The following is a 13,967-nucleotide window of genomic DNA, read 5'->3' as shown; positions in this document are numbered from 1 at the left end:
AGTATTTATTGCTAGAACCAGACAAACGAGACAATTAGTCAACTAAATTGAACTGAGTACACAAGATACTTCTCCTATGCAAAAGTTATCCAAAAAAATAATTACTGTCATATTATTAGCCCTTCTAGGACTATTTTCAGCTTTTACTATTCCGGCGTTGACATCCTCAAAAGTCATCGGTGTTCAACCACAAATAGGACAACATAAAAATCAGGAATTAAGTTGTTCAGCAACAGCAAATATTAGTCCCGAAGATCTAAGCTTGCGAGGCAAATATAATTATCAAATTGCTCGTTTTGAAGACGCAATAGATTGTTGGAAAAATGCTGTTACCGCCTATCGTAAAGTTAATAATGAAGAAGAAGCGGTTAACAATCAGATCAACCAAGCATTAGCAGAACAAGAGATGGGATTATACCCAAGAGCTTGTAATACTTTATTACAAATTTATGGAATAAAAGATTGTATATTACAAGTACAAGATCAAGAAAAATATAACCAGTTTAAAGATAAATTTACAAGACCAGAAGCAATAATATCATTGTTAAAAAGTCCTGCTAGATATGCTGGCTTGCGTATACTTGGTAACGTCTTTAGAGGACTTGGTGAGCTAGATTTATCATATAAAATTTTAGTGGTTTTAGCTAACAATGCTAGCGTTTTCCCACAACAAACAGAAGCGGTATGGTTAGATTTAGGTAATACTATACGCACATTGAGTAACAGAGAACAGGATTTTTATAGTCGTAGTCAACAAGTAGAAAATCTGAATTGTGCGTTTACATATAGCAATGTTGCAGATAGTATATATCAACAAATTATCAGCTATAAAGACCAACTATCTAACTCTTCAGAATTAACAAAACTACAGGCGCAGCTTAATCGTTTGAGCCTTGTATTAGATTTAATTAGCTGGAGCAAAGAAATGAGTAAGGAAACTCAAGCAAAAGATACTGTATTCCAGAAATTTAGTAATATTTATCGTAGTTCTTTTGGAAGGGTTAGATGTGATGAATGGCAGTTAAATCTCTATAAACCAAATATAGTAAAAAATCTTAATACTGAAACAATAAATAATAACTTGTATGATATAGTTCAGCAGCTAGCACAAGGAAGCTGGCAAATTCCCTCTCAGCAAATAGACACTCTTCAACAGCAAATAGGGCAATTACCCGTTACTCATGCAACACTTTTTATTAGGCTTAATTTTGCTAAAAGTTTAATTCGTATTGATGCCCCTAATCTCAAAATAGAACAATTTCTCACAAATACAATTCAACAAGCTAAAAATATAGGTGATTTGAGAGCCGAATCCTATGGTTATGGATATCTAGGTGAGCTATCTGAAAAACGCCAACAATGGGACTTAGCTAGAGAAAATACAAAGCAAGCTTTGTTTCTTTCTCAATCTTTATCTATTCCATCATCACCATCAGATATTGACTATTTGTGGGAGTGGCAGTTAGGTAGAATTTACAAATTTCAACTTCCAACAAGGATACAAGCCCAAAACAAAGAGATGAAAACAGAAGGCTCGCAAAACTTCGATAATGCTAGCCAATTTTATCAAAAAGCATATCTAACTTTGCAATCTCTTCGGAGAGAGTTAGTAGCGGGTAATCCTGATGCTCAATTCTCTTTTCAAGATGATATCGAAAGCGTTTATCGAGATTATGTTGAGTTGCTTTTATGGGATAGTAATCCTGAGCAAAAAAACCGATCGAAAGCACGAGAAGTTATCTCTTCTTTGCAAGCGGTAGAATTAGAAAACTTTTTACGTCTATCCTGTCCAGAATTTAATTTAGAAAAAATTGATGAAATTGTCGATCAACAACCCGTAAGAACAGCTTTTTTGTATCCAATTCTTGTAAATGAGAGAATTGAAGTCATCCTCAAGTTACCTGACAATACAAATGCAAAAGTTAAAACCACAGGAAAATCAACAAACAAAAGTATATCAAATTTAGAACACTATAGTACTCAAATAGACCAGCCTACAGTCGAAAAACAAATCAAAGATTTGAATTTGCAGATAGAACCGGATGAATATACTTTTAATGCTCTACTCAGAAAGTTGCAAACTGACTTAGAAGAAGAATATACATTTAAAGATCTGAAAAAAGAAGCTAATTTGCTATATAAATGGCTAGTACAAGGGGCAGAAAAATATATTAAAGATCAAAAAATTGACACATTAGTATTCGCCTTAGATACTAATTTACGGAATATTCCTTTAGCTGCACTAGTAGTTGATTATGATGAAAAAGAAGAAAAAACTAGATATTTAATTGACGACTATGCGTTAGCACTAGCTCCAAGGTTGGAGATTCCCAAACCCCAAGCCATCAAAGGTAAAGGACTCAAGATTTTGGCGGCGGGGTTAAAAGAACAAGAAGAAGAAAAAGGCTCGGTAACAAACAAAATAAAATATCCGAAATTAAATTATGTCAAAAAGGAAATAGATGCAATTGAAGAATTACCTAATTCCGGTTTTTCAGTTGATAAGCTGATTAATGCTAATTTCAAAATAGACGAGTTCAAAAATGAAATAAATACTTTTGCTTTTACAGTTATCCATTTAGCTACACACGGCGAGTTTAGTTCTAATCCTGAAAAAACATTTCTTTTAGCTAGTAATGGCTTAATTAATATCAATCAAATTGGTAATATATTCCGCAAGCAAGCTCAGAGACAGCCTGAACCTATCGAATTACTTGTACTGAGTGCTTGTGAAACTGCTACTGGCGATAAGCGAGCAACTTTAGGGATTTCTGGTGTAGGGGTTCGAGCTGGTGCCCGCAGTGCTGTTGCTTCACTATGGACATTGGATGATGAAATCAGTGTTGATTTTACTGAGAGATTTTATCGGAAGTTAATTGACCCGAAGATTATCACAAAAGCTCAAGCATTACAACAAGCTCAAAAACAACTCAAAGATTTACCAGGTCGTGAGCATCCAAGATATTGGGCATCCTACATCTTACTTGGCAATTGGCTCTAATATCATGTCCGCCAAATTACTTACGATATGTCATTGAGATCACCAGGACTCTGCGTTCGCGAAGCGTGTCCGAAGGACTTATGTTTTACTCCGTACCCTTTGGGTTCTCCAACAGAGTACGCAATGACAAGTGTTTAACCGGACATGATATAACGCACCATCTCAAGCTCTTGGTGTGTTACGATATTCCGTCTAACATACCCGACAAACACTTAGAGGATGTTTTAAAAGTCATGATTGATGTATCAAATATTTTTTTACCCCACCCTAACCCTCCCCTTATAAAGGGGAGGGAACTAGATTTCCGGTTTCCCCCCTTTATAAGGGGGGATTAAGGGGGGTAATAATTCGATTAAAGTCACAGCTAACTACTTTTAAAACATCCTCTTAGATTTTTTCAAAAATCAAATAGTAACGCTATAGTTTCCAATACGGTTCAGTTAAGGCTAAAACTCTTTCTCAAATTCAATTTTTTTAACGAACCGCCAAGAACGCAGAGAGAACAAAGAAATGCTTAACTGAACCATATTCGTTTCTAATTTTGTATTGAGCCAGAATAAGGAATTAGTTCCTGGATAGGAAAGCTTGCGATGTCATTTGCTATTTTATTTAACTTTTCCTCTTCATTTACTTTATCTTCTTTCTCTGGTTTTTCTATTACATCTTTTAAAAAATACTTGATGAGAGCAACCCGGTCTTTTTGTAATTCTATTTCAGATTTTTGATTTTGGAATAAACGTGTTACGGCATCATACAAAATTCCCTGTTTAACGTAGTATGAACTACTTTCTGGTGGTAAAATCGGTAATTTAATTCTTTTAATCCAGCCTGTGACTCCTGGATTTCGTGATGCCTTTAGAGGATTACAAAGAACTGAAAAATACCAGTTGTACTCTTGATTAACCTCTAAAGGTTTCACATTTCTTGGAAGAGTAAATTTTGCAATACTAGGATTATTACCATTAGGCATTTTTACCAAAATTGGCCCGGCAATAATATTTTTTTCTTTATCTAGTAAAACAAATTTTCCATACTCGAGTTCTGATTTGTTATACACATAAGGAAGGTAAAACCAGAAGGTTGGATACTCTTCGATTGTCTGTCCCCAAACAATATCTACCTTATATGGTGAATATGGTGAAACATTATCTAACTTAGATGGTGAAGATTGTTCTTGTATTGTAGGAGCAAAAGCAGTCAGTGGGATTTCATTATTGTCTAAAGATATCAAGGAAGAACAGCGGCCTCTACCTGCTCCTCCTCGTGGACGACCATTAGGGGCTTTCAGTTCTTTTCGCTGCGATCGCCCTTTGACTACAGTCTCTACTGCTTCTATAAAAACTTGAATAATGTTTCTCTCATCTTGTTGTGCTAAAACTGGTAAAGGATAGCTAATTAAAAGAGCGATCGCTAGAATTGTACTAATAATGGCTTTGAAGCACCATGCCGGAAGTGAGCAACATTTAAACATAGCTAATAGTTTAATAAATTAAGAAGATTTTTGAGAATTTGCTAATCTTAACTTTAAAAATAATACCATAATTCCTGTACTAGAAAAGCTTAGAATAGGAGGTATACAAGGTATCCAAAACATAGTAAAAATAAACATCACATAGCAACCAAGTGGTAAACTAAAAAATATTATTATCCCCAACGCTGTTAACTTTTGGTTTCGGCGATAAATTTGAAAGAAAGTTCCTCCAATTAAAGACCAAGCAAAAATCCAAGACATCTCTGACCATATAGACCAAACTTGTAACAAAGGTCGTTTATCTGAAACTGCACTTATAATTTGGCTGACCATTTGCGCTTGAATAATTACCCCTGGTATTTGTCGGTGGCTTTTAGAATACAAAGGAGTAGTCCAAGGAGCTTCATAAGTAGAGTCTGTTACTCCAATTAAAACAATTTTGTCTTTTACGAAGTCTTTATATCTTTCAATAAAATCAGGCTGACTAACGTCTGCAATGCTAACTTTTTTAGCAGCATTTTCAGGAGAGCAAGTATCACCATTTATGCAAGATATCCGGTAGTTTAGTAGTATTTGATATCCATTTAAATCAGTGGACATCGAGTAGCCACCCCGGTAGTCAGCGTAAATTGAATTGAAGAGAGTGTTACCGATTTTTAAAGACCTTTCATTATTCAGTAATGGGTTTTCAGACTGGTTTAAAAAGTGTAAGGCTAATTCTAGACTAAAGGCATTTGTGATAGGTACATTGTCAGGCTTGGATCTACAAAAAGATGAGTTAAGACTCTTGTCCATGATTAAAAGATGACGACGAACAATACTATCTTTATCTGGCAATAAATCACTAAAGCCTAGTCTTTGATTGATAAATTCAGGTGGTGGTTTTATTCCATCAGGATTTTGTTGAGTTTTATCACCTACATAACAAACGCCGAAAATATTATTATTTTTGTTATCTATTAAAAGTTTAGATAATCCTGTATCTTTATTAGTTTCAAAATCACGATGAATATCCAAACCAATAACTTTTGGCCGGATATTTTGAGAATTATTTAGTAGTGTATTTAAGATTTTAAATAAAGTAGCATCCGTTAAAGAACCTTGCCGTTGTTCTGAACCCTGCTTGCGTATATCTTCTGGAGTAACTTGAATAATTAATATATTTTTATCTGGATCTTCAGGTGGTTTAAATCTCATCATATTATCGAACAACCATAGTTCTGATGGCTCAATCACTCCCAAAAAACGCACAAGTATTACTAAGAAACTTATTGACATACTGCTGGTAACAACATTACGAACACCATACCAATCAATGGACTTAAACCGTCTTTTAATTCGTTTATTTAGGCTTTCATCTTGAGGCTTTTCTTGTGTACCAGGAATTTTTTTAGGTAACTTTTTGTCTTCATTTAGCCCGGAAATTTCTTGAACAGCCTCTATGATCCCTTTAGCAACCTCTGCTAATACTTGATCTAAATTTCCTGATGTTGTGACAAATCTCCAATCATCAGATGCATCTTTACCTTTAGGAAGAGGTTGGAAATTCTTGAAATCACCTAAATACCATTCGCATGGTCGAAGCAGAACAGGAATAACAGGAACTGCATCTTGTGTATGCTTTTCTATAATCTGTTGTTGCAGTTGTTGATAATCTTCCTCAGAAGGATCGTTTTGAGCCTTTTCTAAATCCCAAAGATCGGGACTTATCAGCACAACAACCATATTAGCTGATTTTAAACGTTCTTCAATCTTTTTTTTATCTGTTCCTGCACTGATATCTCTTGAATAATAGTAATTAATTACTCTTTTATCCTTAATAAGATTCAATTGCTTAGTAAGTTCTTTCCTCAGTTTTTCATCTTCTGGATTAGCAGAATAGTAAAAGAAAATTTCAATTGACATAAATTTTTTATCTTATGTAAAGTCTGCATTTTGTATCACTTCAATGACACCTTTTTTGTAAAAATAGAAGATATATCTCAAGTTTGATCCCTAAAATATTTTGGTGAGAACATTACTCTTTTTATTTATAGTTAAATATTTACCTGGTTATCATCTTTGGTTAGTTTATTAACTAAAGTACACAAAGAACGTAAGCTATTATTCGTTGCTACAGATAATAGTTTAATGAATAGTGCTATTTACAATCTTTACAAAGCTCCAAATGCACAGAAGTGGATTCCAGAAAATCCTACCAGTTCAGCTAGATATTTGATATCTTTTTTTATATTTTGTAAACCTAAAAAAGCTTTTTCTTATCAGTGCGATCGCTAAGGAGCGATCGCTTTAAGTTGTCACTAATGGACAGAGGCTGGTAACAGGGTAAATATTTATACTCACAAACAACTGTTAAAAGCCGCTTTTGGGAGTTTCTGTGGTAATAGGACTCTCTTGAGTAGGAGGTTGCTTAGTATGGGGAACTTTCTGTTGGGTACTCTTCTGATTACCTTGATTTTCTAGTTTAGTGAGTGCCTGTTTTGCCAGATTTTCGGCTGCTTGTTTAAATAATGGTTCTATTTTGTTTCGCCAGTATTGAGTATTAGGCAATTTTTCTGGATGGTTTCTATAATCTAAAACTTTATCCCATTTACCATCATCCAGCGCTTTGTTGATCTCATTAGACAACGCCTCGGCCTTAGTCCAATCTTGCTGCCACTGAGTAATCATTTTGCCTGTCTCTTGGATACCAGAAGCAGCATTTGCCGGAATCGACCTTAAAAGTGCGATCGCTCCGACTATATCTCCTGAATCATACTTCTTTTTTGCTTGTTCTATAATATTGGCACTGTTATCATCAGGCTGCAATTTCTCAGCTTCAGAATTTGACCCCTTCGGCAATTCTAGTAATGGAGTTACTACATCCCTAGATTTTGCTTTTGCCTTGGGAGTCGGTCGAGTCGCAATCACGGTGCTATCGTCTACAATTTTAGTTGCAATGCCTTTTTCGCGCAGACAAGAACCCCATTCTTCATTATTGACGATTACATCCGAGTGGGCCCAAGCCAAACGACCAGATTTAAGTTTAACTTCTATCCAACCTCGTCTTGTTTGCTTGCCAGTTACCTCGAAACTGGTATTATCAGCAACTGTTTGCAAAACATTATCAGAATTTATTGAACTAGGTTCAGAACGGATATTAGAATTTCCTACAATAACAGCCGCGCATTTGTTTGCTAAGGCAGTATCATTACCTGTAAAATTAGAAGCTAAATTTTTGACATTTGGATATACATTTGCTACTAAGGCAGCCGCACCACCAGCCAATAATATGCCAATTAATATTGGCCACGGGTCGGATTTACTAGAGTCTTTAGGCGCAGGTTTGACAGGATTTGCTGGTGCAACTGCAACCGTTCGCAGCCGAGATACTTGAGGCTGGGATTTGGTGGATTCTTGAGGTTTGGAAAGTGCAGGGATAGGATTCATCACTTCTTGACATGCTTGCAGTGCTTCCGTGGTACTTTGGTAACGGTCTTTGAAGTGATAACGCACCATTTTGGACAACACTGCTGCCAGTTGATGATTTACGGTTACTGATTGCTGCCAAATTATTTCCCCCGTTTCCGGATCTTCTTGCAATTCTGTTGGCTGTAATCCTGTTAATGCTTGAATGGCGATGATGCCAAGGGAATAAATATCGCTGTTGGGACGGGGTTTACCTTGCCCTTGTTCTGTGGGCATATAGCCAGGAGTACCAATAACCACAGTGGGCGAAGGTTGTCCGCCCACTGTTACCATCTGTGTCCGCAGTTGCTTCACTGCCCCAAAATCCACTAAAACTAACTTATTATCTGAGGCGCGGCGGATGATATTATCCGGTTTGATGTCGCGGTGAATCACACCTTGACGATGGACAAATTCGAGAATTTCCAGAACTTCCTGTAACATTTGAATTACTTGGGTTTCATTCCAATCCTTACCAGATATGAGTTCCTCGGCTAGAGTATGTCCTTCAATATATTCTTGGACTAAATAAAACTCCTGGTTTTCGTCAAAGTACGCTAGTAACCTGGGTATCTGGTCATGGTTGCCCAATTTTTCTAAGGTTTCGGCTTCGCTGTTGAACAGGCGTTTAGCAGTATCAAAAACTCTGGGGTCAGTTCCGGGTTTGAGGTGTTTGACAACGCAGATGGGGTTCCCAGGCCGCCTAGTATCTTGGGCAATGTAGGTTTGACCAAATCCTCCCATCGCGAGGACTCGAATTACTTGGTATCGATGGTCTAGTAGCTTGCCGATCATATTCCCTCCCCAGAGTTCTTACCTAATTTTCCAGCTAGTAATAAATATCTCCAAATTTTCTTCAATGAAATCCGCTATCTTGAGAAAAGATTTAGATTAAAAACGCAGCTTTTTAATAAACGCAGACTGTTTATTTTTCTTTTAGTGCCCCTGTTTATTACCAATGCCACCTAAAATAACAAATCCAGTTGCATGGCAGCAGGCTGAAATCCTCATGCAACCTGCTTTCATTCGTGTTATCGACAATATCCGCAAGTCCCTTGATGAATCTTCCTGGACAGGAACTTACCACGATGTCCTGATTTGGCCGCCGAATACCACTGATGAAATCAAAGCATTAGTGACTGAACTGTTGCAAGCAATGGAAACTGCAACACCCCAAGAAGCAGATGAAATCAAAGTGACTCTGGCTCGTTTGCCGATGCCCCATCCAGGATATCATCTACGTTTGCAGCGTCAACAGCAAGAAGCGAGTATCGATTTGTGGGAAGTATGTTATCAAGTGTGTTTTGTTGAATACACCCCACAAAAGGAAGTTGCTGATATTGATGCTAGTTTAATTGATGAACTAGGTGAAGTGGATTGGCTACGTTTGGATGCTAAAGCCAAAGAGTTAGTCAAGCAAGCGTTTGCAAGTTTGCCAGAGAGTTAAAGGGCAATACGCTTGGGTTAAGGCTAAAACTCTTTGTCAAATTCAGTTTTTTTAACGTAGACACGGAGCGGCTTCCCCAATTTGTTCGCGCAGCGCGCAGCGTCTACCCTTGGGAGAAGCAACTGGCGCGACACAGAGAGAAGAAAAAAATGTTTAACTGAACTGTATTGAGTTTAGGACTTTACGCACAGGTAACGGAATATCGTTCGCGTAGCGTGCCGGAGGCATACCGCAGAGGACGCAGAGAAGCCAGTGCGCCCTTGCGGTTCCCCGACTTGTAGCAACTGGCGCGACACGGAGAAATAAGAGTTTCAGAGAGTTCTTGCGTAAGTCCTAGAAGTTAAAGGAAGCGTCTCAATGGCCAAGTAAATCTTAATAAGGGGAAATATTTTGCAAAGATTTTCTTCATCTTAAGGTTTGCACCTTCCTTTTCAAGCCCATCAGGGTAAGCATTACTCACCCAAATAACCGTCTTCAGGACAACTCAATCCGCCGTTACAATAGTACCACTACAAGGATTATGCCGAAATTAGTGATATTATGACGACTGCTACAACTGTAAAAACTGAGTATGAAGCGATTATTGGTCTAGAAACCCATTGTCAGTTGAGTACCAACACCAAAATTTTCTCTAATAGCTCTACGGCATTTGGTGCTGAACCAAATACTAACATTGACCCGGTTTGTATGGGTTTACCTGGGGTTTTACCTGTACTCAATGAAAAAGTATTAGAATACGCTGTTAAAGCTGGTTTGGCACTGAATTGTCAAATTGCTAGATATAGTAAGTTTGACCGGAAACAGTATTTTTATCCTGATTTACCCAAAAATTACCAAATTTCACAATACGATCTACCGATCGCAGAACATGGTTGGTTAGAAATAGAATTGGTAGATGCTGAGGGGAATCCGACTCGCAAACGTATTGGGATCACACGTCTGCACATGGAAGAAGATGCAGGAAAATTGGTACATGCAGGTAGCGATCGCCTTTCTGGTTCTTCCTATTCTCTGGTAGACTACAATCGCGCAGGTATACCGTTAGTCGAAATTGTCTCGGAACCTGACTTGCGTTCTGGATTAGAAGCTGCTGAATATGCTGAAGAGTTGCGCCGCATTGTCCGGTATCTCGGTGTGAGTGACGGCAATATGCAAGAAGGATCTCTGCGCTGCGATGTCAATATTTCTGTGCGTCCAGTGGGACGGAAGGAATTTGGTACCAAGGTAGAAATTAAAAACATGAACTCCTTTAGCGCCATCCAACGAGCGATTGACTACGAAATTGAGCGCCAAATTGCCGCAATCGAAGCGGGCGATCGCATCATTCAAGAAACTCGGCTGTGGGAAGAAGGCGCTCAACGCACAAGTAGTATGCGGATTAAAGAAGGTTCTAGTGATTACCGCTACTTCCCCGAACCAGATTTAGCACCAATTGAGGTGACAGATGCCCAATTAGAGCAATGGCATAGCGAATTACCAGAATTACCAGCCCAAAAACGCCATCATTATGAAAATGAGTTGGGGCTTTCAGCTTATGATGCGCGAGTATTGACAGAAGATCGTCCAGTAACGGAATATTTTGAAACTGCGATCGCATCTGGAGCGAATGCTAAAGCTGCTGCAAACTGGATTACTCAAGATATCGCCGCCTACCTTAATAAGCAAAAACTCACTATCACTCAAATCGGGCTGACTCCCAGCAATTTAGCTGATATCATTACTCGCATTGAAACTGGCAAAATTAGCAATGCTCAAGCTAAAGAAAAGTTGCCAGACTTGCTCAATGGGATTTCTCCTGAAAAAGCCTTTGCAGGTCTTGAGTTGATCGCAGATCCTAGTGTACTAGAACCCATCGTTGATGAAGTCATAGCCGCTAATCCCAAAGAACTAGAAAAATATCGCAATGGTAACACCAATCTCAAAGGCTTCTTTGTCGGACAAGTTCTGAAAAAGACAGCTAAACGTGCCGATCCTAAGCTGACTAATGAATTGGTGGAAAAGAAACTGAACGCCTAGTAGTCTGTTAAGGCAGGGGGCAGGGAGACAAGGGAGACAAGGGAGACGAGGGAGACACGGGGAATTATTTAACAAGTTTCTTCCCAATGCCCAAATAAGTATTTTCTCGGTGTTTCTTCATAGAATCTTCATATAAAAACTGGTGACTACCCGCATACCTAAAATGATATAGTGTGCTAAGTAGATGCACCCTGATGATCTGGAGAGCTGCCTAAGTAGCTCTCTTTTTTATTTTATGCTTGCGGTATTTACGGAGTAGCTTCATTAAAATTTTAGAAATAATCTGAATAGATAAGTATTAACTCTTAGGCAACAAATGATATGGTGTGAGATGAAAGATGCACCGTAACGATCCAGAAAGCCACTTGAGCGATCCTCCTTTTTCGTATTTGTCTTTCGTCATAAGAAAGGTAAAAACAATTATGCTAATCGCCAACAGGTGCATTATTATTGCCATCAGCAAATAAATTCACAAAGGGAATTAGGAACTTCCCTCAATTCCTAATTCCTGTACAGACGCGATTCATCGCGTCTGTACAAGCACAAATTGACCTATCCAACCTGATAGTTGTAAGGAAAAAAATGGCAGATTGGCAAGAAATAACAGGTGGTGTCACAGCACCAAGAGGGTATCAGGCGGCGGGAATTACCGCAGGGTTGAAACCTTCGGGATTGCCGGATTTAGCATTGATATTCTCAGAGGTGGAAGCGATCGCAGCTGGTGTATTCACCACCAGTCAAGTTAAAGCTGCCTGTGTAGACTATTGTCGCCAACGTTTGCAAGCCAAACATAGCGCTCGCGCCATCCTCTGCAACGCTGGACAAGCAAACGCCGCTACAGGTAATCAAGGCTGGTTTGATGCCCTAGAATCTGCCCTAGCAATAGCCCAAGCATTGAACATCCCGTCTGAATCTGTCTTATTAGCTTCCACTGGCGTGATCGGTCAAAGAATTAAGATGGATGCTTTGCGAAGCGGGATTCCCAAAGTAGTAGCAGCACTCTCAGAAACAGGTTCAGATGCCGCTGCCGGAGCGATTATCACTACAGATTTGGTAACAAAATCCATTGCCCTAGAGACAACTATAAACGAGCGTCCAGTACGAATTGGCGGCATTGCCAAAGGTTCGGGCATGATTCACCCCAACATGGCAACCATGTTGGCATTTGTTACTTGTGATGCTGTAGTTTCGCCAGCTCTTTGGCAACAAATGTTAGCAAGGGCAGCAGATAGAAGCTTTAATTCCATTACCGTGGATGGTGATACCAGCACCAACGACAGCTTAATCGCCTTGGCAAATGGTCAATCTCGCACCCCAGCAATTATAGAATGGGGCGCAGAGGCAGAGAAATTAGAGGCCATGTTAACAGCAGTTTGTCAGCATTTAGCTAGAGCGATCGCTCGTGATGGTGAAGGCGCAACCTGTCTAATTGAAGTAGAAGTAACAGGGGCCCATGATGAACTCTCAGCCAGACAAATAGCCAAAACTATCGCTGGTTCATCCTTAGTTAAATCTGCAATTTTTGGACGCGATCCAAACTGGGGACGTATCGCTGCCGCCGCCGGACGTGCAGGTATACCCTTTGAGCAAGAAAACCTGCAAATTAAGCTAGGGAATTTCTTAATGTTAGAAAACGGGCAACCCTTAACTTTTGATCGTGCAGCAGCGAGTGCTTATTTGAAAAAAGCAGCGACAAGTACTTATCTCCAACAAGATACCGTATTAATCTCCGTTAACGTTGGTAATGGTAATGGTGTGGGTAAAGCTTGGGGTTGTGATTTGAGTTACGACTACGTAAGGATTAACGCCGAATACACTACGTAAACTTATCACGTCTATTTACTAGGTTGAGAAAACCATAACTAATTATTTGTGCAAAAGTTACGAACAAAAAGATCCCCGACTTCTTGAAGAAGTCGGGGATCTGAGCTTTTTAGTCGAGAGCAAATGAAATAGGATTGCTATATAACCCACATTCAGCAGGTAAAATTATAAAATATTTATTTAAACCCAAAAAATAAGTGTATCTAAAGTAACTAAGATGACAACGGACATAGAAATAGAAGTTCAAGACATAGATCGTTTAGGGCTACTAAAAACTGCCAATTCTAATGTCAATGGGTAAGTCCTAATTACTATAAAATATACTATTTTAGATTTTGGAGATGTGTTTTGCGATCGCACATCGATAAAACCCCAAAAGCCGAAAATTTCTAGTGTTAAAAACTTTCTTTCTGTTAGCCCCAGGGTTATTTTCCTAAAAACCACTAAATTTATATTTAATCATCTCGCTTCCGACTGATTCTTGAGAATGCAATTAATATTACTAAAGGTAGAAGCATGAAAACTTTAATTGCTAAATGCTAGTTAATTATTGGTCTTTAGCTACGAGATATTAGCCATTTTTATTTATAACCATGAATTCCTAGCGATTTGACTTATCACCGAAGTACTTTGTTTTCATCTTCACTTTGGTAGTAGAATAACGATGTTAAGTTTTATGTTCCATCATTAAAGACATAAAACCTTAAAAATAAAAGCTGTTAATTTTCCAAGCATCTGCAATAGCTTAAAACTAGAAACCG

7 protein-coding genes are annotated in these 13,967 nt (G+C 38.5%); 4 read left to right on the top strand and 3 right to left on the bottom strand.

The genetic code is table 11. The features are described from left to right. Window positions 1-76: 76 nt before the first annotated feature. Window positions 77-3,001, top strand: a complete 2,925-nt coding sequence (locus GTQ43_RS03030) for a CHAT domain-containing protein (protein WP_265270587.1) — start codon at window positions 77-79, stop codon at window positions 2,999-3,001. Window positions 3,002-3,536: 535 nt separating this feature from the next. On the opposite strand, the gene GTQ43_RS03025 is transcribed toward GTQ43_RS03030, so the two are convergent. The 3 genes from GTQ43_RS03025 to GTQ43_RS03015 form a co-directional block, all read right to left on the bottom strand. Continuing rightward, on the bottom strand, window positions 3,537-4,472 hold the full coding sequence (locus tag GTQ43_RS03025) for a DUF928 domain-containing protein (RefSeq protein WP_265270585.1): 936 nt from the start codon (window positions 4,470-4,472) through the stop codon (window positions 3,537-3,539). An 18-nt stretch (window positions 4,473-4,490) separates the two neighbouring features. Continuing rightward, entirely contained in the window at window positions 4,491-6,377 is a 1,887-nt protein-coding gene (locus GTQ43_RS03020) for a CHASE2 domain-containing protein (RefSeq protein ID WP_265270583.1), read from the bottom strand. A 447-nt stretch (window positions 6,378-6,824) separates the two neighbouring features. After that, complete coding sequence (locus GTQ43_RS03015) at window positions 6,825-8,714, bottom strand: serine/threonine protein kinase (protein WP_265270581.1); 1,890 nt, start codon at window positions 8,712-8,714, stop codon at window positions 6,825-6,827. A gap of 163 nt (window positions 8,715-8,877) precedes the next feature. On the opposite strand from GTQ43_RS03015, the gene GTQ43_RS03010 reads away from it, so the two are divergent. The 3 genes from GTQ43_RS03010 to argJ all read left to right on the top strand — a co-directional run bounded on the left by GTQ43_RS03010 (window position 8,878) and on the right by argJ (window position 13,206). Then, window positions 8,878-9,366 (top strand): hypothetical protein, encoded by a 489-nt coding sequence (locus GTQ43_RS03010; protein WP_265270579.1) that lies wholly within the window; start codon window positions 8,878-8,880, stop codon window positions 9,364-9,366. Window positions 9,367-9,906: 540 nt separating this feature from the next. Continuing rightward, window positions 9,907-11,382: an Asp-tRNA(Asn)/Glu-tRNA(Gln) amidotransferase subunit GatB gene (gene gatB / locus GTQ43_RS03005; RefSeq protein WP_265270578.1), complete on the top strand. Its 1,476-nt coding sequence runs from the start codon at window positions 9,907-9,909 to the stop codon at window positions 11,380-11,382. A 582-nt stretch (window positions 11,383-11,964) separates the two neighbouring features. Next, window positions 11,965-13,206, top strand: coding sequence for a bifunctional ornithine acetyltransferase/N-acetylglutamate synthase (argJ, locus tag GTQ43_RS03000; RefSeq protein ID WP_265270576.1), 1,242 nt, complete (start codon window positions 11,965-11,967; stop codon window positions 13,204-13,206). The last annotated feature ends 761 nt before the right edge of the window (window positions 13,207-13,967 follow it).

The organism is Nostoc sp. KVJ3 (assembly GCF_026127265.1).
Taxonomy (GTDB): domain Bacteria; phylum Cyanobacteriota; class Cyanobacteriia; order Cyanobacteriales; family Nostocaceae; genus Nostoc.
Note: the sequence above shows the minus strand (reverse complement) of the source record. Positions and strands in the feature narration are given on the sequence as shown.

Excerpts from the sequence above, each read along its gene's own strand:
- GTQ43_RS03015 (WP_265270581.1), bottom strand. The coding sequence starts at position 8,714 with ATGATCGGCAAGCTACTAGACCATCGATACCAAGTAATTCGAGTCCTC.
- argJ (WP_265270576.1), top strand. The coding sequence starts at position 11,965 with ATGGCAGATTGGCAAGAAATAACAGGTGGTGTCACAGCACCAAGAGGG.
- GTQ43_RS03020 (WP_265270583.1), bottom strand. The coding sequence starts at position 6,377 with ATGTCAATTGAAATTTTCTTTTACTATTCTGCTAATCCAGAAGATGAA.
- GTQ43_RS03025 (WP_265270585.1), bottom strand. The coding sequence starts at position 4,472 with ATGTTTAAATGTTGCTCACTTCCGGCATGGTGCTTCAAAGCCATTATT.
- GTQ43_RS03010 (WP_265270579.1), top strand. The coding sequence starts at position 8,878 with ATGCCACCTAAAATAACAAATCCAGTTGCATGGCAGCAGGCTGAAATC.
- gatB (WP_265270578.1), top strand. The coding sequence starts at position 9,907 with ATGACGACTGCTACAACTGTAAAAACTGAGTATGAAGCGATTATTGGT.
- GTQ43_RS03030 (WP_265270587.1), top strand. The coding sequence starts at position 77 with ATGCAAAAGTTATCCAAAAAAATAATTACTGTCATATTATTAGCCCTT.